Below are 21,703 nucleotides of genomic sequence, written 5' to 3' on the forward strand. Positions count from 1 at the left end.
CCCGCTCAGGACGGGTCGATCGCCGCCGCGGTCTCGCCGATCAGCAACGCGGCGTCGTCCGGGACGTTCCGCTTCAGCACCGCGAGAGCGACCTGGCCCAGTTCGTGATGCAGCACGGCGGTGCCGACGAAGCCGACCGCCCGGCCGTCGAGGGTCACCGGCGTACCGGCCACCGGCGGCTGATCGGTGGTCACCCCGTCCAGATGCAGCAGTACGAGGCGACGCGGCGGCCGGCCCATGTTGTGCACCCGCGCCACCGTCTCCTGCCCCCGGTAGCAACCCTTGTCCAGGTGCACCGCCGGGGCGATCAGGTCGACCTCGGCCGGAATGGTCCGGTGGTCGGTGTCCACCCCGACCCGCGGCTGCCGGGCGGCCACCCGGATCGCCTCGTACGCCCACAGCCCCGCGACCGGCACCCCGGCGCCGCGCAACTCCGCCACCACCTGGTCCATCGCCGACCGGGGCACCAGCAGGTCCACCCCGAGCGGACCACGTCGGGCCCAGCCGCCGATCGGCAGCGGTCGTACGTCGTACCGCGCGCTCGCCCGGAGTGGCACGGCACCGTGCGGGAACTTCGGACCCGGCACCGCTACCACGTCCGGTGCGGCGAGGCCGGTCACGCCGAGCGTGCCGAGCGCCTCCATGGCCGCCGGCCCGACCAGCGACAACAGCGCGCGCTCGGCCGTCGCGTCGCGTGGTTCGACCTTGCTGAAGAACCGCATCTTCTCCAGGTACGTCAGCAGGCCCTGGGTGGCGCCGGGCTCGGTGTCCAGCCAGGCGGTCTCGCCGTCCTCGGCGACCATTGCGTGCTGCTCGATGTGGCCGTGCGGCGACAGCACCAGCAACTCGGTGCCCTCGCCCGCGGCGAGCGCGCTCAGGTGCTGCGAGGTGACCGTGTGCAGCCAGCCGGCGCGTTCCTCCCCGGCAACCGCGATGACGCCTCGATGCGACCGGTCGACCAGACCGACCTCGGTGTCGAGGGTGCGCTGCTCGCGCAGCGGGTCGCCGTAGTGGGCGGCCACCCCCCGCACCCCGGCCGCGACGTGCGCCGGATCCGGCTGGTCACGGCTGGCCTCGTCGATGCCCTCGACGGCCACCGCACCCGCGATGTCGATCATTTTTCGTCCCCGTTCTCGCAGCGTACGCAGACGCCGAAGAGTGACACGTGCCCGATGTCCACCCGGAACCCGCGCTGCGCGGCCAACTGCTCGGCGAGGGGGCGGAGCAGCTCCGGATCGATCTCGTCGATCGCGCCACACTCCCGGCAGACCAGGTGGACGTGTTGGTGTTCACCGGCGGCGTGATAGGTCGGTGAGCCGTGCGACAGGTGCGTGTGGGTGACCAGACCGAGCCGTTCCAGCAGCTCAAGCGTGCGGTAGATGGTGGTGATGTTGACGCCGGCGGCGACCTCCCGGACCGCGGTGTGCACCTGCTCCGGGGTGGCGTGGCCCAGATCGAGCACCGCCTGGAGGACGAGCTGCCGCTGGGCCGTCAGCCGCAGCCCACGGGCCCGCAGCATTTCCGCGAGGGAGGATTCGGACACCGTCCGATCATAGTTCGGCCACCCGGCTGTTCCCCGCACCGCGATCGATCACCGCTACGCTCGACGGTCATGGTGAGGTCGTCCGTCGGGAAGAACGCGGTCGACCCGACCGCGCGGATCGCCGTCCTGGGGCGTGGCCCGGTGTCGCCCGGCGACCCGGTGCTCCGCGGTGACGACCTCGGGGTGCTGCACGGCGACGGCCTCTTCGAGACCATGCACCTGCGCGACGGCCAGCCGTGGCTGCGCGACGAACACCTGACCCGCCTGGCCACGGCGGCCGCCGCCGTCGAGCTGCCCCTGCCTCCCACCACCGCGCTGATCGACCTGCTGGACCAGGTGGGAACAGGCTGGCCAGCACCTGTGGAGGGGGCACTTCGGTTGGTGTGCACCCGAGGCCCGGAGGCCGGCGGCCCGCCCACGATCTACGCAACGCTGGCCCCGGTGCCGGCGGCCTCCCGAGCCGCCCGGCGGGACGGAATCACGGTGGCCACCCTGCCGCTGGGGCTGCCCGCCGCCGCCCGCAACGGGCTGACCTGGCTGCCGGCCGGCATCAAGTCCACGTCGTACGCGGTGAACAGCGCTGCCCGCCGCTGGGCCCGCCGGACCGGCGTGGACGACGTGCTCTGGATCTCCTCCGACGGGTACGCGCTGGAGGGACCCACCGCCAATGTGGTGTGGCTCACCGACGACACGCTCTGCGCGGTGCCGGCCGCCAGCACCGGCATCCTCGCCGGCACCACCGCGGCCTGGCTGCTCGCCCACGCGAGCGAGCTGGGCCTGCGCGCCGCCGAGCGGATGGTCAGCACCGCCGAACTGCACGCGGCGGACGGCGTGTGGTTCACCTCGTCACTGCGCGGAGCCGCCGAGGTCCACACGCTCGACGGGGTACGACGGGCTCGCTGCCCGCGTACCCCCGCCCTACAGGCCCTGCTGGGTTTCCCCGTCTAGTCGGCCGCCGACCGTCGAGGTCAGCCGCCGACCCGGACGAGTCGGGCCGAGAGGTGCGGGCTGAGCCCGTGCCCCATGGCGGCCATCTCCTGGGCGTAGAGCAGCGCACCCTCGACGATGCCGAAGAGCCGGTGCCCGCCGGTGACCTCCTTGGCGGTCGGAGTCCGGATAACCGCGTCGGTGGCGAACTCGAGCTGCGTGCCGGTGCGCTTGCCCAGGTGCAGCTCCATCACCCCGGTCGGGGTGGTCAGCAGCGCCTCCAGCTCGTCGGTCGCCCGCCCGTCCACCAGCACCGGCCGCCACCAGCCCACCTCGCGGCCGGCCGGACGGACCGGCTTGCTCTGCTCGTCGAGGATCCAGGCACGCGACTCGTAGTGCAGGAACGGTCGGCCGTCGTGGCTGATCCGGATCTCCTGCGCGTAGTCGAAATCCTCGATGGTGGGGAAACCGCCCTTGCCCCGGCCACGCCACAGACCGACGTACGGCAGCAGGGCATCCAGCGCGGGGTGCAGCTTCGGCCCGACCCGCAGGTCGTGGCTCTCCTCGAACGGGTACTCCTCGACCGGCGGCGCGTTCAGCCACGGCGGCTGCAGCGGGTTCTCGCTCACCAGCGTCACCAACGTCCTCTCGAAATGCGTACGGCAAGGTAGACCAGGCCACCGGCGAGCCCGCCCAGGCCAGCGACCAGCAGGCTGACAAACCCGATCTCGGTAACCATCCCGGCCATCCTATGCTGGGCCACATGGCCCGCACTCTCGTCGTCAAGGCCACCGCAGGGGCGGACGCCCCGGAGCGGTGCGCGCAGGCATTCACCGTCGCCGCGACGGCGGTAGCGGCCGGGGTGGACGTCTCGCTCTGGCTGACCGGTGAGTCCACCTGGTTCGCGCTGCCCGGTCGCGCCCAGCAGTTCGACCTGCCGCACTCCGCACCCCTGGCCGAGTTGTTGCACGTCATCCTCACCAGCGGTCGGGTGACCGCCTGCACGCAGTGCGCGGCCCGACGGGAGATCGGCCCGGACGACGTACTGCCCGGCGTCCGGATCGCCGGTGCCGCGGTCTTCGTCGAGGAGGCGTTGGCCGAGGGCGCACAGGCACTCGTCTACTGACCGCACGGCGGCGGTGGGTCGATCCGAGCGGAGTGCCGATACCGACCCGACATCTCGGACGGCTGCCTACGATTCGGATGTGACCGAGGCGGCGGAGAGATTCTTCGAAGCGCTGCCGTCGCGCGCACCCGACGTCCTGGGCGGCCTCGCCGACGGCACCCTCCAGATCGACCTCGGCGACGACCACCGCACCGAACACTGGTTGGTCCGGATGCGGCCCGGGTTCGTGCAGGTCAGCCGTGGGCGTGGCCCGGCCGACGCCATCTGGTACAGCAGTGTCGCCCTCTTCGACCGACTGATCACCGGCGAAGCCCAGGGGGTCGCGGCGGTGCTGCGCAACGAGAGCACGTTCAGCGGGAACGTGGTGCTCTTCCTCGCCTTCCGCCGGTTCTTCCCGAACCCGCCCGGCACCCGCGACCCCCGCGAAACGGCCCGTCGAGCAACCGGGCGACTTCGGTGAAGGACCTCGTCAGCATTCTGGACGGCAACACCTTCCTGGTCAGCGATCGGCGTGGGGACATCGAGCCGTCCTACGACTTCCCCACCGGGCTGTTCTCCTTCGACACCCGCTTCCTGTCCACCTGGGTGCTCACCCTGGACGGCGAACGGCTGCACGCCCTCTCTGTCGACGACGCCGAGTCGTACCGCACCAAGTTCTTCCTCGCCCCCGGCGAACCCACGCACTATCTCGACGCCAAGGCGTCGGTGATCCGCAGCCGCGCGATAGTGGGCAGCTTCGAGGAGGAGCTGACCGTGCTGAACCACCTCGGCGCGGAGGTCGAGCGCACCGTCCGGATCGAGATCGGGGCGGACTTCGCCGACCTGTTCGAGATCAAGAATTCTCTGCAGAAGCGGGGCCGGACCACGGTCACGGTCGCCGAGAACGAGCTGCGGCTGACCTACCGCCGGGAGGCGTTCCACCGGGAGATGGTGGTCAGCACCACCGCGCCGGCACAGGTCGACGACACCGGGATGACCTTCCGGATCCGGATGGCCCGCAACGGCAGGTGGACCACCCGACTACACGTGTCCAGCGTCGTCTACGGGGCCCGGGGCGAGGACATCCGGGCCACCCTCCCGTACGGCGGCAGCCGCAGCGCGGACGCCATCCGGGCCGAGCAGCAGGAGCTGATCGACCGGGCGCCGAAGCTCGGCTGCGACTGCGAGCCGCTGGCCGGGGCGTACCGGCGCAGCCTCAACGACCTGGCCGCGCTGCGCTACGAGTCGATCGCCCTGGGCGTACGGCTGATCGCCGCCGGACTGCCCTGGTTCATGACCCTGTTCGGCCGGGACAGCATCATCACCTCGTTGCAGGTGCTGCCGTTCCTGCCGGAGCTGGTTCCGCCGACCATCCTGATGCTGGCCGGACTGCAGGGGCAGCGGGTGGACGACTTCCGGGACGAGGAACCCGGCAAGATCCTGCACGAGCTGCGGTACGGGGAGACCGCCGGCTTCGAGGAGCAGCCACACTCGCCGTACTACGGTTCGGCCGACGCGACGCCCCTGTTCATCATCCTGATCGACGAGTACGAGCGGTGGACCGGTGACGCCGCACTCGTCCGCAAGCTGGAGTCGCAGGTCCGCAGGGCGTTGGAGTGGATCGACACCTACGGTGACCTGCTCGGCACCGGCTACCTCTGGTACCAGACCCGCAACCCGGAGACCGGCCTGCAAAACCAGTGCTGGAAGGACTCCTGGGACGCCATCTCATACGCCGACGGACAGTTGCCCGGCTTCCCTCGGGCCACCTGCGAGTTGCAGGGCTACGCGTACGACGCGAAGGTCCGCGCCGCCCGGCTGGCTCGGGAGTTCTGGAACGACCCGGAGTTCGCCGACGAGCTGGAGCGGCAGGCCGCCGACCTCAAACGGCGGTTCGACCGCGACTTCTGGATCGCCGACCGCGAGCACTACGCGCTCGCGTTGGACGCCGACGGTCGGCAGGTGGACGCGCTGACCTCGAACATCGGGCACCTGCTGTGGAGCGGCATCGTGGACGAGTCGCGCGCCGGCAAGGTGGTCGAACACCTGCTCGGGCCCGGCTTGTTCTCCGGCTGGGGGGTGCGGACGCTCGCCGCGAACGAGGGACGGTACAACCCGATCGGCTACCACGTGGGCACGGTCTGGCCGTTCGACAACTCGATCATCGCCTGGGGGTTGTGGCGGTACGGCTTCCGGGAGGAGGCCGGGTTGCTCTGCGACACGATGCTGGCGGCGTCCCGGTACTTCGAGGGTCGGCTGCCGGAGGCGTTCGCCGGCTATGCCCGCGACCTCACCGACTACCCGGTGGAGTACCCGACCGCGTGCAGCCCGCAGGCCTGGTCGACCGGCACCCCGCTGCTGCTGCTGCGGGTGATGCTCGGGTTGGAGCCGCAGGGCGAGCACCTGATCATCGACCCGGCCGTGCCACCGGGGATGGGCCGGGTCGAGCTGCTGGACATCCCCGGCCGGTGGGGCATGGTCGACGCGTTGGGCCGCAGCCGTGACCCGGAGGATCAGCCGGGCGACGGCTGACCCGAGCGGGCCGCCCGACTCAGCTCGGGCAGCCGACGGTGGCGGCCAGTCGAGTGGCGTCCGGGCTGATCTCGGCCAGCACCGTGACGGCACCGCTGCGGTACGCGTACACCGGGGGTTCGTCCAGCAGTGGGGCGTTGCCGGCCAGCGGGGCGAGTGCGGCAGTCGAGGCCGCCGGGCCGGAACCGTTCGCGGACCACGCGGTACGGGCGAGCCCGCCTCCCGGGCAGGGCGCGGTGACCAGCTCCGAAGCGGCGCCGCCCGGCCGGTCGAGGGCCCGCAGCGCGGCGGTCAGCACGGCGGTCTCCGGGCCGGTAGCGGTGGCCGGGGACGGCGTGTAGCCGGCGCCGACCGGCCGGCAACCGGTGTCGACGACCAGTCGCACCCGGCCGTCGACGGTCGGCCGACCCTCGACGGCCACGAAGTCTCCGGCGTCGGCGCGCAGCTCGGGGCCGTCCACCCCGGGCCCGACCCCGGCCCGCCAGCTCGCCGGCAGCCGGCCGGCGATGCCGGCCAGCACCGCCTGCTCGTCACCGGTGGCCGCGAGCACCCCGACCTCGCGTCGCAGCCTCGCCCCGTCGGCGAACGGGGTGACCCGGCAGCCGGACGCGACCCGCGCCGGACCCAGTTCCAGCAGACCGGCCGCACCAGCCGCGCGAGCCAACTCGCCGACAGCCCGGTCCACCACCGGGCCGGCCTGGTCGAGGGAACGCTGTTCGCGCACTGTCGGCGGGTCGTTCCGCACCGAGATCCAGGTGAGCCCGGCCAGCAGCAAGGCCCAGGCCACGGTCACGGCCAGCAGCCAACGCCGCCGCGACCGGGCCGGTGTCGGCGCGGCGGGGCCGGCCGAAGAGGCCCAACCCGTCTGGACAGCACCGCTCACCCGGCCATGGTGTCACGCGCCCGCCGCCGGGCCGGCAGCGGAGGCGGTCGGTCCGGCGGGGCGACCGCGAGTCAGTGGTCGTTCAGCCGGGGCGGCGGGTCGAGCCGGTAGCCGATCCCTCGTACGGTGTGCACCTGCGGACCGCCCGGCAGGCCCCGCAGCCTGCGACGAAGCCGTTTGATGGCGGATTGCAGCGCCGCGGTGTCCGCGCCACCCAGCGCGGAGGCGCAGAGCCGTTCGTAGCTCCACACCACCAGCGGTGGGCCGATGAGCAGCGTGAGCAACTCCCGTTCGGTGGGGGTCAGCGGGAGCACCTCGCCGCGCCAGGTGACCCGGTGTCCGGCCCGGTCGACGACCAGCTCACCCCACTCCACCAGGCCCCGCGCCTCGGTGAGCGGAAGGACTGTGGGATTGACCGGCGCCGGGCCCGTCGGCGACGACAACAGCTCGCGTAGCTCGGTCAGATCGGAACAGCTGAGCACCGGGGCGCTCCCGTCGAGTTGGCTCAGCACCCGTTCCCGCATCGACATGTCAGTGCCCACGCAGAGGACGATGGGGACCGCTTCGTCGGACCCGCCACTTTCATCCCTGAAATCCACCCGTAGATAGTGACGCATGCCGATGGATTTCGGCACCCGCCCCGGCGTGCCGGCACGCTGCGAAGAAACGACCGGGGCCAGCCACCCCCGGGAGGGTGACCGGCCCCGGTCGATCAGAGCAGTGGGTCAGGCGACGGTGACGGCAACCTCGTTGACGCCTCGGCCGGCAGTGACAGCGGTGTCACCGTTGCCGTGCCGGGACAACGCCCGCAGCGTCCAGGAACCCGGCGCGGCGAAGAACCGGAACTGCCCGGCCGCCGAGGTGACCACCTCGGCGGTGAACTCACCGGTCGAGTCGAGCAGCCGGACGTACGCGCCCGGCACCGGCTCGGCCTCGGCGGAGCGGACGATGCCGGTGATGACGGTTTCCTTCTCCAGGTCCAGGCTGGCCGGCAGCGGCGCGGCCTGGTCCGGTGCGGCGCAACCCGCGGCGGTGGGAAGAGTCATGATCAGGCCTCCCCGGGTTCGTCGCCGAGCGCGACCGGCACACCGACCAGCGAGCCGTACTCGGTCCAGGAGCCGTCGTAGTTCTTGACGTTGCGGTGACCCAGCAGCTCCTGGAGCACGAACCAGGTGTGCGACGAGCGCTCACCGATCCGGCAGTACGCGATGGTCTCCTTGCCGTCGTCGAGCCCCGCGTCGCCGTAGATCTTGCGCAGGTCGTCGTCGGACCGGAAGGTGCCGTCCTCGTTGGCCGCCTTGGACCACGGCACGCTGATCGCCGTGGGGATGTGGCCGGCCCGCTGCGCCTGCTCCTGCGGCAGGTGGGCGGGGGCGAGCAGGCGACCGGCGAACTCGTCGGGACTGCGCACGTCGACCAGGTTCTTGGTGCCGATCGCGGCGACGACCTCGTCGCGGAAGGCCCGGATGGAGGTGTCCGGCTCCTGCGCGACGTACTGCGTCGCCGGGCGGGACACCGCGTCGGTGACGAGCGGACGGGCGTCCAGCTCCCACTTCTTGCGGCCGCCGTCGAGCAGCTTCACGTCGCGGTGGCCGTAGAGCTTGAAGTACCAGTAGGCGTACGCGGCGAACCAGTTGTTGTTGCCGCCGTACAGGATGACGGTGTCGTCGTTGCTGATGCCCCGCTCGGAGAGCAGCGCCTCGAACTGCGTCTTGTTGACGAAGTCCCGGCGGACCTGGTCCTGGAGGTCGGTCCTCCAGTCAATCTTGATGGCGCCGGCGATGTGGCCGGTCTCGTAGGCCGAGGTGTCCTCGTCGACCTCGACGAAGACGACGCCCGGGGCGTCGAGGTTCTTCTCGGCCCACTCGGCCGAAACGAGTGCGGTGTCGCGACTCATCGAATCACTCCCTGGTGAGGATGGATGGTGAGCCAACGCGCGCGAATCGATGGATGTATCTGTCGCACCACGCGCGGGACCCAGCGGAAGGACGGGATCACGGGTTCGTGCGACGGCGCCGCTGCCGGGCGTTCGGTGGGATAACCGGAGGGTGCGAGAACCCTGTGCCGGTGGCCGCCGTCAGGCGGCCGGAGACAGCCCCGCCGTCAGATGACGGGGCGACACAGGCAGGTGGCCACGCGGCACAGGTCGACCGCGCGCCGTTTGGTGAGGTGGGTCCCCATGGCCAGGGAGCCTACCAGCCAGTGACCGTGCTGCCACTGGGCCGACCACCATCCGGGAATCGCCGGGATCGCCGAGGATTTCGGCGTCCCACCGCGCCTCCGGCGTCAGCCAGCGGAGTTGATCGGCACGTTCTTGGCGTCGGCGGTGACCGCCAGCCCTTCCGGCAGTGGACGGACCTCCCGGACCGCGAGCTGGAACGGCAACTCCGGCAGGGGCACGTCGATGGAGATGCTCTTGGCGTAGTTGCTCAGGAAGGCACGGGCCAGCGGCAGGTTCGGCAGACCCGCGGCGTCCAGGTCGTTGAACCGCAGGGCGACCGCGCCGTTGTCGGCGACGGTGACGTCGGCGGTGCCGCTGATGGTGAGCTTCTGACCGAGGATGTCGGCCGGGGCCGTGACGGTGAGCTTGCCGTTCTGCTCGCCGAGGGTGAGACCCGGGCGGTTCAGCAGCGCGGCCAGACTCTCGTAGCTGATCGTGCCGGCGCCGTTGACGGTGTCCGCCACGACGTCGCCCTGGCCGGTGCGCAGAGTGTCCAGCGAGGCCCGAACGTTGCGGGCGGTCACGTCCAGCACCGGCAGCCGGACGGCGTCGCCCTCGACCGATGCCTGCACGTCCCGCAGGTTGATGGTGATCCGCTGGTAACGGCCATCCAACACCTGGGTGAGGAACGGAGTTCCGCCCACCTCGACCTCAGGCGCGGCGGACTGCGCGCCCTGCTTGGCGATCTCCTGGCGTACGCGGTCGCCGATCATCCGCTCGGCGACCCCGACCGCGACCCGGTCGGCGACCACCAGCAACGCCGCCAGCAGCAGGAGCAGCACGAACAGCCCGATGAGCAGCTTGCGGCCACGCCGTCGGGGTCGCGCCTGGTCCACCGGATAGTCCTGCGCCACGCCGCCTCCTGTCTCCGCCCGTCGCGCCGCGACGAGTCGTTCGTACCGACGCCGCAGGGCGGCGCACCCGTAGGTACCCGACCGGCTCAGCGCTCAACCGTGACTCAGAGGAAGAGCATGCACATGGCGTACGCGGCGGGCGCCGCCAGGGCGAAGCCGCCGAGCGGACCCTGCATGTGCCGGGCCACCCACATGGTTGGCGGTTCGCCGGCCATCAACCGGCCCGCCTCCGCGTACCCCACGGCGAGGTCGGAGAGGACGGCGGTGACCGCCGCGACCAGGCCGATCACGGCGGCCCGGGTCGGCGTGAAGGGAGCCACCAGGTAGCTGCCGAGGAGGGCGCTGGTCAGCGTGCCGACCATCGCGCCGGCCACCACGCCGGCGGCGCCCCGGGGCACCTGCGGGGCGAGCCGGGGCCAGGGCAGCACGGCGTCGGTGAGCCGGGCGACGGTGAGCGCGACACCGCTCGCGGTCAGGCAGACGGTGATCGCCTGGGTGCCGGCCGGGATCCGGCTGAGCACGATCAGGGTGCCGAAGGCCACCACGCCGACCACGATGAGCAGCGTGGAGCCGAGGGAGTCGGTGACCCGGACCCGGTCGACCCGACGAACCAGCTGGCCGAGCACCGCGGCGAGGAACCCACCGGCGGCCAGGTAGCCCAGCGGCGCCAGGCCGGCGACGTCGGTCTGCACCGCCGCGATGTCGACCAACGCCGCGACCGCGGCGCTGATCCCGGCGACCACGAACAGCGCGGGCGGACGCATGGCCATCGTCCAGGCGAGCACGAACAACAGTTGGACGCCGAAGATGATGAAGGCGAACGGCAGCCGGTGACCGGGGCCCGACGTCTGCGCGCCGAGCACCAGACCGACACCGAGCAGCGCCGCGAAGCCGGCGATGGTCAGCGCCAGTTGACGGTGCACCGCGACCGGGGGAATGACCTCCTCTTCCGGCTCGTCGATCTCGTCTTCGGATCGGCGGGCCGGTTCGCCGGCGCGGCGGGCACGGCGCGGCCCACCCCGTTCGCGGCGGTCGCCATCGGTGGTGGCCGGACCGGTACGCGGCGCGGGCGGTTGGCCGCGCGTCGCTGCGGCGGCCGGACCCGGTTGGGGCCCAGCGGGCCACGATTCGCGGCCGGCCTCGGGCGAGGTGGAGGGAAACACGACCCGATCGTGCCAGACCGACGGCCCGACGCGGTGGTCACGGGTTTCAGCGACGTTAAAATCCGGGCCACGATCAGGGGCAAGGTAGACAAACAGGAAATGGCCTGACGGCGCGGCCGAGGCGATCGGTTAGGCTCAACGCGTTACCCGCCCGTCAGCGACGCCGGGACCACGCAATTTCTCAGCGCACTCCTTGATGAGTGCGACTGGTCGCGTGCGGCCTCGCGCCGCCGGGACGGAGGTGATCGTGGAGATCCTGCTGCTGGTGACCGCACGCGCAGGGGAACCGTCGGCTGTACTGCCGGCACTCGACCTGCTGCCGCACTCGGTCCGCACCGCGCCGCGTGATGTTCGCACCCTGGTCGCAGGCCCCAGCCCGGACGCGGTGATGGTGGACGCGCGATCGGAGTTGAGCGAGGCCCGGGCGACCTGCCGGATGTTGCACGCCACCGGGCTCGGCGTGCCGCTGGTCGCGGTGGTGACCGAGGCCGGCCTGATCGCACTCAACGCCGACTGGGGCGTCGACGACGTCATCCTCGCCTCGGCCGGCCCCGCCGAGGTCGAGGCACGGCTGCGGCTGGCGGTGGGCCGGCTCAGCAACGCGACTGCTGGCGCGGGTGGCTCGATCCGGGCCGGCGAGCTGACCATCGACCCGGACACCTACGCGGCCAAGCTCAAGGGCCGTCCGCTCGACCTCACCTACAAGGAGTTCGAGCTGCTGAAGTTCCTGGCCCAGCACCCGGGCCGGGTGTTCACCCGGGACCAGCTCCTGCGCGAGGTCTGGGGCTACGACTACTTCGGCGGCACCCGCACTGTGGACGTGCACGTCCGGCGACTGCGCGCCAAGCTCGGCTCGGAGTACGAGTCGATGATCGGCACCGTCCGCCAGGTCGGCTACAAGTTCGTCGTTCCGCCGTCGCGGTCGCTTCCCGAGGCGGAGCACGCGCCCCTGCCGGTCTGATCCGCAGACCGCTCCAGACGATTTCCCATATGCCCTTTTTGCGCAGCTTGGCAGTTCTATTCTGACTGCCGGGTTTGTCGGAGAAAGGGGCGACGGTGCGCGCACTGAACACGGGGGCGACGGGCCGGCGTGACCGGCAAGCCAGGTGGAAGTCGTGACGCGGGGCAGCTCCACCGCGCGGGCCGTGGGGATCGTGACGCTGGTGGTGGCGGGGCTGCTCGGCTCCGCGTACGTGCTGGGCCGCAGCCTCGTCCCCGACCAGACGCCTCGGCACTCCACCGGAGTCACCACGAGCGCCGACGGGCCGCACTACGCCGACCAACCCAGTGTTGGCGAGCCGGGCGGAGCCCCGCGCGCTACCGCCAGCGCGGCCGAGACCGGCCCAGCCGAGACCGGCCAGGACGGGTCCGGACGGGACGCCGGAGGCGACAACCTGTTCGGCGCGTACACCACCACCGGCACCCCGCGGCTCGCGCTGACGTTCGACGACGGGCCGGACCCGCGCTACACGCCGCAGGTCCTCGCCCTCCTGCGCGAATACGACGTACGCGCCACGTTCTGCGTGGTCGGCGAGAACGCGCAGAACCACCCCGACCTGGTCCAGTCGATCGTGGACGCCGGGCACACCCTGTGCAACCACTCCTGGCACCACGACGTCGGCCTGGGCGCCCGATCGGCCGACGCCATCCGCTCCGACCTTCTGCGCACCAACGCGGCGATCCGGGCGGCGGTGCCGAACGCCCCGATCGTCTGGTACCGCCAGCCGGGCGGAGCCTGGACGTACCCGGTGGTGTCGGTGGCGCAGCAGCTCGGCATGACCCCGCTGCACTGGTCGGTGGATCCGTCGGACTGGGAACTGCCCGGCGCCACCAAGATCACCGCGACGGTGCTGAGCCAGGCCGCACCGGGCTCGGTGGTGCTGCTGCACGACGCCGGTGGGGACCGGCAGGGCACGGTGGAGGCGCTGCGCCGGATCCTGCCCGACCTGACCGCCCGGTTCGAGCTGGAGGCACTACCCACCGACCCGACGTGAGCCGCGGCTTTACGGCGACGCTCCGGGCGTCACGACACGCAACGGCTACGGTGGCGGGATGAGCAGCGCGGAGCCGACCAGCGACCAGGTGACCCGGAGCGACCGACTGGCGCCGGCGGAGATCGCCGACGTACTCGCCCTCGCCAGCGCCGCAGGTGACACGGACGGAGCGGACCCGCTCGACGAACACGTCCTGCTGCGGCTGCGCGACGCCGACGCCCCCGCCGTGCATCTGATCGCCCGCGCCGACGACGGCACCCTCACCGGGTACGCGCACCTGGACACCACCGACCCGGTCGGCGGGATCGGGGTCGAGCTGGTGGTGCACCCCGCGTACCGGCGGCGGGGCACCGGACGGGCGCTCGCCCGGGGCGTACTCGCCTCGGCCACCGGGCCACTGCGGGCCTGGGCGCACGGCGACCACCCCTCGGCCGCCGCGCTCGCCGTCGACCTCGGCTTCACCCGCGCCCGGGTGCTCTGGCAGCTGCGCCGGCCGTTGGCCGCCCCGCTGGGTGAGCCGCGCGTGCCCGACGGGGTGGCGCTGCGCGCGTTCCGGCCCGGGGCGGACGACGCGGCCTGGTTGACCCTCAACGCACGGGCCTTCGCCGAGCACCCCGAGCAGGGCCGGTGGACGTCGGACGACCTGCGGGTCCGCCTCGCCGAGCCGTGGTTCGACCCGGCGGGCTTCCTGCTCGCCGAGGAGACCGCGACCGGCCGGCTGCTCGGTTTCCACTGGACCAAGGTGCACGAGCGGCCGGGGTCGGCCCGGATCGGCGAGGTGTACGTCCTGGGGGTGGAGCCGACCGCGCACGGTGGCGGGCTCGGCCGGGCCCTGACCACCGCTGGGCTGACATATCTGCGGGACAAGCGCGGCCTCGACCGGGTGATGCTCTTCGTGGACGACTCGAACACCGGGGCCGTCGCGCTCTACGAGCGGCTGGGCTTCGCCCGCTGGTCCGCGCACATCAACTACCACCTGGGCTGACCGTCGGCCGCCGCCCCGACCGAGTCACCGGTGGGTAACGGCCGAGCATCGGCGGGATAACGCCGAACCGGAAATATACCCATACTTCCGACAGGTGTACCCGGGTTCACTTAACGGACAACTCACCCTCAGCAAGCGGTCATCTCGGGGGCCGTACGTGTTCACCTTGCGTTCACTTGCGACCGGCGAACCGGCTACCTGGCACTTCTAACTTTCGTGTCAGCCGGTCAGTGCCGGTCCTCGGGCCCCGGGATCGGGGCGCCAAGTCAGACGCGAAGGGAAACCCCTCAGGTGAAGCTCCAGCGGTACGGCACTATTGCCTGCCTCGCTCTTGCCGCGACGCTCGGCCTCAGTGCATGCGGCTCGGACAACAACGAGCCCGCCTCCGGCGCGAGTGCTTCGGGCTCGGCCGCCGCGGTCGACTGCGCTACCGGCACGCTGAACGCCCAGGGCTCGTCGGCGCAGAAGAACGCCATGGCCGAGTGGATCAAGGCGTACCAGCAGAAGTGCCAGGGCACCACGATCAACTACGAGGCTTCCGGCTCGGGCGCCGGCATCCAGGCGTTCATCGCCGGGACCGCCGACTTCGCCGGTTCCGACTCCGCGCTCAAGCCGGAGGAGCAGCCGCAGGCGGACGCCAAGTGCGTCGGTGGCAAGGCCATCCACCTGCCGATGGTTATCGGCCCGGTGGCCGTCGCCTACAACGTCAGCGGCGTGGACAACCTCCAGCTCAAGCCGGCCACCCTGGCGAAGATCTTCGCCGGCAAGGTCACCAAGTGGGACGACGCCACGATCAAGGCCGACAACCCGGACGCCAAGCTCCCGGCGACCACGATCCAGACCGTCCACCGTTCGGACGAGTCGGGCACCACCGACAACTTCACCAAGTACCTCTCGAAGACCGCTGAGACCGACTGGACCCTGGGCAACGCCAAGGCGTGGAAGGCCCCGGGCGGCACCGGCGCCAAGGGCTCGGACGGCGTGGCCAGCCGGGTCAAGGGCGCGGACGGCTCCATCGGCTACATGGAGTGGTCGTTCGCCGAGAACGCCGGTCTGAAGATGTCGAAGATCGGCAACGGCAACGGCGAGTTCGCCGCGCTGACCGCCGAGGCCGCCGGCAAGACCATCGCCGGTGCTGCCGTCGAGGGTCAGGGCGACGACCTCAAGCTGAAGATCGACTACAACACCAAGGAGGCCGGGGCCTACCCGATCGTCCTGGCGACGTACGAGATCGTCTGCAGCAAGGGCCTCGCGGCCGACAAGCTGAAGCTGGTCAAGGGCCTGCTGGGCCACGCCGCCAGCGCCGAGGGCCAGGCCTCTCTCACCGAGCTGGGCTACGCCCCGCTGCCGGAGACGGTCCGCACCAAGGTCGAGACCGCGGTCAAGAACCTCTCCTGACCCGATTCCACACCTCCGCAACCGAATCGAGCGAGCAGATGGGTGAAACCCCTCACCGCTCGGCCGACGCCGGCACCGGTGGGACGCGCGTGACGCAGAGTCACGAGTGGCCCGCCGGTGCCTCGGCGCGTGTGGCCGAGGCACCAGTCAGCACCCGTTCCCCGGGCGGCACCGGGCTGGGCGGCGGCGGCGCGCTACCGCGCAGCCGTAAGTTCGGCGCCGAGCGGGCCTTCCGCGGTCTCACCCTGGCCGCCGGCACCGCCGTTCTGGTCATCATCGCCGCAATCGCGATCTTCCTGGTCGCCAAGGCGGTGCCGGCCCTACGCGCCAACACCGAGAACTTCTGGTCCTACGAGGGCTGGTCCCCCAACGACACCCAGCCGAAGTTCGGCATCGGAGCGCTCGCCTTCGGCACCGTGCTCAGCTCGGCACTCGCGCTGCTCATCGCGGTGCCGGTGGCGCTCGGCATCGCGCTCTACCTGTCGCACTACGCGCCGCGTCGGCTGGGCACCGCGCTCGGCTTCCTGGTCGACCTGCTGGCCGCCGTACCGAGCGTGGTCTTCGGCCTCTGGGGACGGGACGTCTTCAGCAGCCCGGTCCGGGACTTCTCGGTCTGGCTGAACCAGCACTTCGGCTGGATCCCGCTCTTCGGCGGCGACGGCCCCTTCGGGGCGTCCGTCATGCTCGGTGCCCTGGTGCTCGCGATCATGGTGCTGCCGATCATCACCTCGCTCTCCCGCGAGGTGTTCCTCCAGACTCCCACCGCGAACGAGGAGGCGGCCCTCGCCCTGGGCGCCACCCGCTGGGAGATGCTCCGCACCGCGGTACTCCCCTACGGCCGCCCCGGCATCATCGCCGCGATGATGCTCGGCCTCGGCCGGGCGCTCGGCGAGACCATCGCCCTGGCGCTGACCCTCGGCATCACCTTCGGCATCTCGTTCAACCTGATCGAGAACGGCGGCAACACCATCGCCGCCAACATCGCCAACGCGTTCGGCGAGGCGAACGAGACCGGCCGGGGCGCGCTCATCGCCTCCGGTCTGGTGCTGTTCACCATCACGCTGATCGTCAACATCACGGCGCGGGCGATCATCTACCGCCGCCGGGAGTTCACGGAGTCGGCCGCATGACCACAACCGTCACCTCCCACCGCACCCGGCCGCCGGCCCAGCCCGACTCGCTGCGGGCCAAGCGGCTGCCCTGGTACGCCGCCCCGGCCATCGCCGTGGCGGCCCTGGCGCTCTCCGCCGTGGTCGTCTACGGCACCGGCATCGGCGGCCCGGTCCTCGTGGTCGTCCTCGGCGCGATCCTCTACCTGGTCGGGCTCTTCGCCGCAGCCAACGCGGTCGAGGGGCGCCGATCGGCCCGCAACCGCACCTGGAGCGCGCTGATCCACTCCGCCTTCGTACTGGCGGTGCTGCCGCTCGTGTCGGTGGTCTGGACGCTGGTCAGCAAGGGCGCCGACCGACTGGACGTCAACTTCTTCCAGACCTCGATGAACAACATCGGGGCCCGGGACGCCAACGGCGGCGCTTACCACGCGATCGTCGGCACGCTGGAGCAGGTCGGCATCGCCACCCTGATCACCGTCCCGCTCGGCGTTCTCTGCGCGATCTACATCGTCGAGTACGGGCGGGGCAAGTTCGCCTTCGCGATCCGGTTCTTCGTGGACGTGATGACCGGCATTCCGTCGATCGTCTCCGGCCTCTTCGTGCTGGCGTTCTGGGTGCTGATCGTGTCGCCGTGGTTCAACGACGGCCGGCCCAGCTTCTCCGGCTTCGCCGCCGCGCTCGCGCTGAGCGTGCTCATGCTGCCCACCATCGTCCGGTCCACCGAGGAGATGCTCCGCCTCGTACCGGCGCCACTGCGCGAGGGCGCGTACGCGCTCGGCGTACCCAAGTGGAAGACGATCCTGCGGGTGGTGCTGCCGACGGCGCTGCCCGGCATCGTCACAGGCGTCATGCTCGCCATCGCCCGCGCGGCCGGCGAGACCGCGCCGGTGCTGCTGGTCGCCGGCGGTGGTGCCGCGATCAACAGCAACCCCTTCGAGAACAACCAGTCGTCGCTGTCCCTCTTCGTCTACCAGCAGGCCGGTGACGCGTCGAAGTACGCACCGGCACGGGCGTGGACCGCGGCACTCACCCTGGTCGCCCTCGTACTCATCCTGACGATCGCGGCGAAGCTGCTGGCCCGTCGCAACAGGCTCAGCCGATGAACCCCGGAGGTACCACCATGGCCAAGCGCGTCTCCGCCTCGAACGTCACCGCGTACTACGGCAGCTTCAAGGCGATCGAGAACATCAACCTGACTGTCGAGCCGAAGACGGTCACCGCCCTCATCGGGCCGTCCGGTTGCGGCAAGTCGACGTTCCTGCGGTCGATCAACCGGATGCACGAGGTGCTGCCGGGGGCCCGGGTCGAGGGCAGTCTGACCATCGACGACCAGGACATCTACGACCGGGACGTGGACGTCACCGCGGTCCGGCGCACGATCGGCATGGTCTTCCAGCGGCCGAACCCGTTCCCCACCATGAGCATCTTCGAGAACGTGGTGGCCGGGCTGAAGCTCAACGGGGTCCGCAAGAAGTCGATCCTGGAGGACGCGGCCGAGAAGGCCCTGCGCGCCGCGAACCTGTGGGGCGAGGTCAAGGACCGGCTGGCCAAGCCCGGCGCGGGCCTCTCCGGCGGTCAGCAGCAGCGGCTCTGCATCGCCCGGACCATCGCGGTCGAGCCGCAGGTCGTCCTGATGGACGAGCCGTGCTCCGCCCTGGACCCGATCTCCACGCTGGCGATCGAGGACCTGATGTTCCAGCTCAAGGACAAGTTCACGATCATCATCGTGACGCACAACATGCAGCAGGCCGCGCGGGTGTCGGACCGGACCGCCTTCTTCTCGATCGAGAAGACCGGCGACCCGGGCCGGCTGATCGAGTACGACAACACCCAGAAGATCTTCAGCAACCCGAGCGTGAAGAAGACCGAGGACTACATCACCGGCCGCTTCGGCTGAGCCGCTGGCTCCCGGTCCGCCAGGGGCGTCGGTCGACCTGACCGGCGCCCCTTGGCGTGTCCGGACGCGGTTCGCCCGGACTCAGCCCAGGACGAAGCGGGGTTCGCCGTTCGGGGGCAGATCCAGACGCGGGGTGACCGGGGTGGCGGCGTCCCGATCGGCCGCCGCCCGCGCCACCCCGGCCAGGTCGCCGGCCGCCGCCACCTGGGCCAGCGTGACCAGGGTCGGTGGCAGCATGGTCAGCTCGCCGGCCTGCGCGCGGGCCAGCGCGTCCGCCGGCCGGATCCACAGGGTGTGGTCGGCCTCGCCGGAGACGTCGCGGGTCCGCTGGCCGGCCGGCAACAGGGCGATGAAGAAGTACGTGTCGAAGCGGCGCGGCTCGAACTCGGGAGTGATCCACCGGCTCCACGGCAGCAGCAGGTCCGACCGCAGGGTGAGCTGACGGTCGGCGAGCAGCGCCGCGAAGCCCAGCCGGCGCCCCTCCAGGTCCTGCCGGGCAGCCTCCCAGTCGTCGCTGCTGACGTCGCCCACCACGGTCTCCCGGTTCGGACCGGCGAGCAGTACGCCGGCCTCCTCGAAGACCTCCCGCGCGGCGGCGCAGACCACCGCCTGCGCGGCCTCCGGGGCCACCCCGAGCCGGCCCGCCCACCCGCCCGGCGTCGGGCCGGCCCAGTTCAGGTGCGCCTCCGAGTCGGAGCGGTCCACCCCACCTCCGGGGAAGGCGTACATCCCGCCGAAGGTCATCGCGGCGACCCGGCGGATGACGTACACCTCGAAGTCGGCGTCGGTCGGACGCAGCAGCAACACGGTGGCCGCGACCCGCGGCGTCGCCGGGGTGCCACCCTCGGCCTGGAACCGGCGGGCGTGCTCGACCAGGGCGGCCGGGGCGGCGAAGCCGTCACTGTCGATCGTCATGCCGCGAGCCTAGTTCCCGGGGTGCGGGGTGCGGCGCGCTGCGGGGCGGCCAGGAGCACACCGGGGTCCCGCCGGATGAACTGGTCGGCGGCCGGGGAGCGGGCGGTTCACCTGGCTCGGCTAGCGTTCCGGCATGACTCGTTGGGGCATCCTGGCCACCGGCCACATCGCCAGCCGTTTCGCCGAAGACCTCCGGCTGGTGCCGGACGCCGAGTTGGTCGCGGTCGGTTCCCGCGCGGCGGAGAGCGCCCGGCGCTTCGCCGACACGTACGGCGCGAAGCGCGCCTACGGCTCCTGGGTGGAGTTGGCCGCCGACCCGGAGGTGGACGCGATCTACGTGGCGACCCCGCATTCCGCGCACTACGAGGCGGCGATGACCTGCCTCACCGCCGGACGGGCGGTGCTGTTGGAGAAGCCGTTCACCCTCGACCTGGCCACCAGCACCGAGTTGATCGACACTGCCCGCGCCGCCGGGGTCTTCCTGATGGAAGCCATGTGGATGCGACTGAATCCGATGATCCTGCGGGTGGTCGAGTTGATCGCGGACGGGGCGATCGGCACGGTGACCGGCGTCCGGGCCGACTTCGGGGTGGCCGGGCCGTTCCCGCCGGAGCATCGGATGCGCAACGCGGCGCTGGGCGGGGGTGCCCTGCTCGACCTGGGGATCTACCCGATCAGCCTGGCGCACCTGCTGCTCGGGGCGCCGCAGCACATCCGGTCCTGGGCGCAGCTCGGCCCGGAGGGGACGGACGAGAACACCGGCATGCTGTTCGGCTACGACAGCGGGGCGCTGGCGACCCTGAGCTGCGGCATGGTCGGGTTGAGCGGGCAGACCGCCTCGATCACGGGCACCACCGGCCGGATCGACCTGCCGGAGCCGTTCTTCCGGCCGGGTTCGGTGACCCTGCACCGGGCCGGTGCCGAGCCGGAGACGATCGTCGCCGACGGGGCCGGCAACGGCTACCAGTACGAGGCGATCGAGGTGCAGCGCTGCCTGGCCGCCGGCCTGACCGAGAGCCCGGCGGTGCCGCATGCCACGACCCTTGAGGTGATGACCCTGCTGGACACGGTCCGTGAGCAGATCGGCGTGCGTTACGTCTGAACGGCGGAAGGGCCCCCGGCCACGGCGAGACCGTGACCGGGGGCCCTTCCGGAAGCTCAGCCGAAGAGCGGCCGGACCAGCAGGTACGTGACGCACGCGATCAACGCGGCGGCCGGGAACGTGATGATCCAGGCGAGCACGATGTTGCCGGCCACGTTCCAGCGGACCGCGGAGAGGCGCTTGGTCGCGCCCACACCCATGATCGCCGAGGTGATCGTGTGGGTGGTGGAGATCGGCGCCTTCAACACCAGGGCGTTGAAGTAGAGCACCGCGCTGGCGACGGTCTCGGCGGCGAAGCCCTCCGGCGGCCCCAGGTCGATGATCTTGCGACCGAGGGTCCGGATGATCCGCCAGCCGCCGGCGTACGTGCCGAGAGCCAGCATCGTCGCCGAGGTCCAGAACACCCAGCCCGGGATGTGCGTCTTGCTCTCCTGGAAACCACCGGTGTAGAGCGCCAGGACCACGATGCCCATGGTCTTGGCGGCGTCCTGCATGCCGTGGCCGACCGACATGGCGGCCGCCGAGGCGGTCTGCGCCCACCGGAAGCCCCGGTTGAGCTTGCCCGGCTGCCCCTTCCGGAACAGCCAGAGGATGGCCAGCATCAGCAGGTAGCCGAGGGTGAGGCCGACGATCGGCGACAGCACCATCGGCAGCAGCACCTTCTCGCCGATGTTGACCCACTGCACGATGCCGCCGGTGGACAGCAGGGTCGCGCCGACCAGGCCGCCGAAGAGCGCGTGCGAGGACGACGACGGCAGACCGAAGTACCAGGTGATGAGGTTCCAGGCGATCGCCCCGAGCACCCCGGCGAAGACCACACCGAGGCTGCTCACCCCGGTGGGGAGGGTGACCAGGTTGTCGCCGACGGTCTTGGCAACCCCGGCGCCGAAGTGGGCGCCGACGAAGTTGCCGACCGCGGCGAGCCCGAGGGCGATCCGGGGTGTCAGCGCCCGGGTGGAGACGCTTGTCGCGATCGCGTTGGCGGCGTCGTGGAAGCCGTTGGTGTAGTCGAACGCCAGGGCTACCCCGATCACCGCCAGCACGGCGATGAGTTCGGGTGTCACAGTCACAG

At 71.4% G+C, this 21,703-nt stretch carries 25 protein-coding genes; 12 read left to right on the forward strand and 13 right to left on the reverse strand.

Annotation, left to right across the window (positions count from 1 at the left end; all coding sequences use genetic code 11):
- Positions 1–5: 5 nt before the first annotated feature.
- The gene (locus ACQRWP_RS25610) at positions 6–1,118 is read right to left on the reverse strand and encodes a YgfZ/GcvT domain-containing protein (RefSeq protein ID WP_430498340.1); all 1,113 of its coding nucleotides are present in this window, start codon (positions 1,116–1,118) and stop codon (positions 6–8) included.
- On the reverse strand, positions 1,115–1,543 hold the full coding sequence (locus tag ACQRWP_RS25615) for a Fur family transcriptional regulator (RefSeq protein WP_430498342.1): 429 nt from the start codon (positions 1,541–1,543) through the stop codon (positions 1,115–1,117). The genes ACQRWP_RS25610 and ACQRWP_RS25615 overlap by 4 nt, the downstream gene beginning before the upstream one ends.
- A gap of 69 nt (positions 1,544–1,612) precedes the next feature.
- Between ACQRWP_RS25615 and ACQRWP_RS25620 the strand changes: the two genes are divergently transcribed.
- The gene (locus ACQRWP_RS25620) at positions 1,613–2,491 is read left to right on the forward strand and encodes an aminotransferase class IV (RefSeq protein ID WP_430498344.1); all 879 of its coding nucleotides are present in this window, start codon (positions 1,613–1,615) and stop codon (positions 2,489–2,491) included.
- Between the two features lie 20 nt (positions 2,492–2,511).
- Here ACQRWP_RS25620 and ACQRWP_RS25625 read toward each other — a convergent pair whose 3' ends face one another.
- A complete protein-coding gene (locus tag ACQRWP_RS25625) occupies positions 2,512–3,102 on the reverse strand; it encodes an FABP family protein (protein ID WP_430503289.1) in 591 nt (196 codons plus the stop codon).
- Between the two features lie 2 nt (positions 3,103–3,104).
- Positions 3,105–3,209 carry a small membrane protein MtfM gene (gene mtfM / locus ACQRWP_RS25630; protein ID WP_030327764.1) on the reverse strand — a complete coding sequence of 35 codons (105 nt, stop codon included), beginning with the start codon at positions 3,207–3,209 and terminating at the stop codon, positions 3,105–3,107.
- Positions 3,210–3,221: 12 nt separating this feature from the next.
- Here mtfM and ACQRWP_RS25635 point away from each other — a divergent pair, with 12 nt between their 5' ends.
- The 3 genes from ACQRWP_RS25635 (at position 3,222) to ACQRWP_RS25645 (ending at position 6,107) form a co-directional block, all read left to right on the forward strand.
- Positions 3,222–3,596 carry a DsrE family protein gene (locus ACQRWP_RS25635; protein WP_112584197.1) on the forward strand — a complete coding sequence of 125 codons (375 nt, stop codon included), beginning with the start codon at positions 3,222–3,224 and terminating at the stop codon, positions 3,594–3,596.
- Between the two features lie 79 nt (positions 3,597–3,675).
- The gene (locus ACQRWP_RS25640) at positions 3,676–4,056 is read left to right on the forward strand and encodes an SCP2 sterol-binding domain-containing protein (RefSeq protein WP_430498347.1); all 381 of its coding nucleotides are present in this window, start codon (positions 3,676–3,678) and stop codon (positions 4,054–4,056) included.
- Positions 4,053–6,107 carry an amylo-alpha-1,6-glucosidase gene (locus tag ACQRWP_RS25645; RefSeq protein WP_430498348.1) on the forward strand — a complete coding sequence of 685 codons (2,055 nt, stop codon included), beginning with the start codon at positions 4,053–4,055 and terminating at the stop codon, positions 6,105–6,107. The genes ACQRWP_RS25640 and ACQRWP_RS25645 overlap by 4 nt, the downstream gene beginning before the upstream one ends.
- Before the next feature lie 19 nt (positions 6,108–6,126).
- Here ACQRWP_RS25645 and ACQRWP_RS25650 read toward each other — a convergent pair whose 3' ends face one another.
- The 7 genes from ACQRWP_RS25650 to ACQRWP_RS25680 form a co-directional block, all read right to left on the reverse strand.
- Entirely contained in the window at positions 6,127–6,990 is an 864-nt protein-coding gene (locus tag ACQRWP_RS25650; RefSeq protein ID WP_430498350.1) for a hypothetical protein, read from the reverse strand.
- A 71-nt stretch (positions 6,991–7,061) separates the two neighbouring features.
- Positions 7,062–7,520: a winged helix-turn-helix domain-containing protein gene (locus ACQRWP_RS25655; protein ID WP_430503290.1), complete on the reverse strand. Its 459-nt coding sequence runs from the start codon at positions 7,518–7,520 to the stop codon at positions 7,062–7,064.
- A 195-nt stretch (positions 7,521–7,715) separates the two neighbouring features.
- Positions 7,716–8,036 carry a DUF1416 domain-containing protein gene (locus ACQRWP_RS25660; RefSeq protein WP_091402852.1) on the reverse strand — a complete coding sequence of 107 codons (321 nt, stop codon included), beginning with the start codon at positions 8,034–8,036 and terminating at the stop codon, positions 7,716–7,718.
- Between the two features lie 2 nt (positions 8,037–8,038).
- Positions 8,039–8,887, reverse strand: coding sequence for a sulfurtransferase (locus ACQRWP_RS25665; RefSeq protein WP_238676657.1), 849 nt, complete (start codon positions 8,885–8,887; stop codon positions 8,039–8,041).
- A 206-nt stretch (positions 8,888–9,093) separates the two neighbouring features.
- On the reverse strand, positions 9,094–9,171 hold the full coding sequence (locus tag ACQRWP_RS25670) for an Ms5788A family Cys-rich leader peptide (RefSeq protein WP_310503780.1): 78 nt from the start codon (positions 9,169–9,171) through the stop codon (positions 9,094–9,096).
- Positions 9,172–9,276: 105 nt separating this feature from the next.
- Positions 9,277–10,065 (reverse strand): LmeA family phospholipid-binding protein, encoded by a 789-nt coding sequence (locus ACQRWP_RS25675; RefSeq protein WP_430498353.1) that lies wholly within the window; start codon positions 10,063–10,065, stop codon positions 9,277–9,279.
- Positions 10,066–10,169: 104 nt separating this feature from the next.
- Positions 10,170–11,228 carry a hypothetical protein gene (locus ACQRWP_RS25680; RefSeq protein WP_430498355.1) on the reverse strand — a complete coding sequence of 353 codons (1,059 nt, stop codon included), beginning with the start codon at positions 11,226–11,228 and terminating at the stop codon, positions 10,170–10,172.
- Positions 11,229–11,469: 241 nt separating this feature from the next.
- Here ACQRWP_RS25680 and ACQRWP_RS25685 point away from each other — a divergent pair, with 241 nt between their 5' ends.
- From ACQRWP_RS25685 to pstB, 7 genes are all read left to right on the forward strand, one after another.
- Positions 11,470–12,189 (forward strand): winged helix-turn-helix transcriptional regulator, encoded by a 720-nt coding sequence (locus ACQRWP_RS25685; protein WP_181518701.1) that lies wholly within the window; start codon positions 11,470–11,472, stop codon positions 12,187–12,189.
- Positions 12,190–12,343: 154 nt separating this feature from the next.
- A complete protein-coding gene (locus tag ACQRWP_RS25690; RefSeq protein ID WP_430498356.1) occupies positions 12,344–13,222 on the forward strand; it encodes a polysaccharide deacetylase family protein in 879 nt (292 codons plus the stop codon).
- A 58-nt stretch (positions 13,223–13,280) separates the two neighbouring features.
- Positions 13,281–14,207, forward strand: coding sequence for a mycothiol synthase (mshD, locus tag ACQRWP_RS25695; protein ID WP_430498357.1), 927 nt, complete (start codon positions 13,281–13,283; stop codon positions 14,205–14,207).
- A 291-nt stretch (positions 14,208–14,498) separates the two neighbouring features.
- On the forward strand, positions 14,499–15,605 hold the full coding sequence (gene pstS, locus ACQRWP_RS25700; RefSeq protein WP_238659677.1) for a phosphate ABC transporter substrate-binding protein PstS: 1,107 nt from the start codon (positions 14,499–14,501) through the stop codon (positions 15,603–15,605).
- Positions 15,606–15,643: 38 nt separating this feature from the next.
- On the forward strand, positions 15,644–16,735 hold the full coding sequence (gene pstC, locus ACQRWP_RS25705; RefSeq protein ID WP_430498359.1) for a phosphate ABC transporter permease subunit PstC: 1,092 nt from the start codon (positions 15,644–15,646) through the stop codon (positions 16,733–16,735).
- Entirely contained in the window at positions 16,732–17,820 is a 1,089-nt protein-coding gene (gene pstA / locus ACQRWP_RS25710) for a phosphate ABC transporter permease PstA (RefSeq protein ID WP_430498360.1), read from the forward strand. The genes pstC and pstA overlap by 4 nt, the downstream gene beginning before the upstream one ends.
- Before the next feature lie 17 nt (positions 17,821–17,837).
- Positions 17,838–18,614 carry a phosphate ABC transporter ATP-binding protein PstB gene (gene pstB, locus ACQRWP_RS25715; protein WP_430503291.1) on the forward strand — a complete coding sequence of 259 codons (777 nt, stop codon included), beginning with the start codon at positions 17,838–17,840 and terminating at the stop codon, positions 18,612–18,614.
- Positions 18,615–18,695: 81 nt separating this feature from the next.
- Here the strand turns inward: pstB and ACQRWP_RS25720 are convergent, their stop codons facing one another.
- Positions 18,696–19,529 carry an NUDIX hydrolase gene (locus ACQRWP_RS25720; RefSeq protein WP_430498361.1) on the reverse strand — a complete coding sequence of 278 codons (834 nt, stop codon included), beginning with the start codon at positions 19,527–19,529 and terminating at the stop codon, positions 18,696–18,698.
- Between the two features lie 133 nt (positions 19,530–19,662).
- Between ACQRWP_RS25720 and ACQRWP_RS25725 the strand changes: the two genes are divergently transcribed.
- Complete coding sequence (locus ACQRWP_RS25725) at positions 19,663–20,631, forward strand: Gfo/Idh/MocA family protein (protein WP_430498362.1); 969 nt, start codon at positions 19,663–19,665, stop codon at positions 20,629–20,631.
- Positions 20,632–20,687: 56 nt separating this feature from the next.
- Here ACQRWP_RS25725 and ACQRWP_RS25730 read toward each other — a convergent pair whose 3' ends face one another.
- Positions 20,688–21,695, reverse strand: a complete 1,008-nt coding sequence (locus tag ACQRWP_RS25730; RefSeq protein WP_410822200.1) for an inorganic phosphate transporter — start codon at positions 21,693–21,695, stop codon at positions 20,688–20,690.
- Between the last annotated feature and the right edge of the window lie 8 nt (positions 21,696–21,703).

The sequence above is a fragment of the Micromonospora trifolii genome (genome assembly GCF_050516465.1).
Taxonomy (GTDB): Bacteria; Actinomycetota; Actinomycetes; order Mycobacteriales; family Micromonosporaceae; genus Micromonospora; species Micromonospora trifolii.

Coding starts and splice junctions, on each gene's coding strand:
- ACQRWP_RS25610 (WP_430498340.1), bottom strand. CDS start 1,118: ATGATCGACATCGCGGGTGCGGTGGCCGTCGAGGGCATCGACGAGGCC.
- ACQRWP_RS25620 (WP_430498344.1), top strand. CDS start 1,613: ATGGTGAGGTCGTCCGTCGGGAAGAACGCGGTCGACCCGACCGCGCGG.
- mtfM (WP_030327764.1), bottom strand. CDS start 3,209: ATGGTTACCGAGATCGGGTTTGTCAGCCTGCTGGTCGCTGGCCTGGGC.
- ACQRWP_RS25635 (WP_112584197.1), top strand. CDS start 3,222: ATGCTGGGCCACATGGCCCGCACTCTCGTCGTCAAGGCCACCGCAGGG.
- ACQRWP_RS25655 (WP_430503290.1), bottom strand. CDS start 7,520: ATGTCGATGCGGGAACGGGTGCTGAGCCAACTCGACGGGAGCGCCCCG.
- ACQRWP_RS25660 (WP_091402852.1), bottom strand. CDS start 8,036: ATGACTCTTCCCACCGCCGCGGGTTGCGCCGCACCGGACCAGGCCGCG.
- ACQRWP_RS25665 (WP_238676657.1), bottom strand. CDS start 8,887: ATGAGTCGCGACACCGCACTCGTTTCGGCCGAGTGGGCCGAGAAGAAC.
- ACQRWP_RS25670 (WP_310503780.1), bottom strand. CDS start 9,171: ATGGGGACCCACCTCACCAAACGGCGCGCGGTCGACCTGTGCCGCGTG.
- mshD (WP_430498357.1), top strand. CDS start 13,281: ATGAGCAGCGCGGAGCCGACCAGCGACCAGGTGACCCGGAGCGACCGA.
- pstC (WP_430498359.1), top strand. CDS start 15,644: ATGGGTGAAACCCCTCACCGCTCGGCCGACGCCGGCACCGGTGGGACG.
- pstA (WP_430498360.1), top strand. CDS start 16,732: ATGACCACAACCGTCACCTCCCACCGCACCCGGCCGCCGGCCCAGCCC.
- pstB (WP_430503291.1), top strand. CDS start 17,838: ATGGCCAAGCGCGTCTCCGCCTCGAACGTCACCGCGTACTACGGCAGC.
- ACQRWP_RS25720 (WP_430498361.1), bottom strand. CDS start 19,529: ATGACGATCGACAGTGACGGCTTCGCCGCCCCGGCCGCCCTGGTCGAG.
- ACQRWP_RS25725 (WP_430498362.1), top strand. CDS start 19,663: ATGACTCGTTGGGGCATCCTGGCCACCGGCCACATCGCCAGCCGTTTC.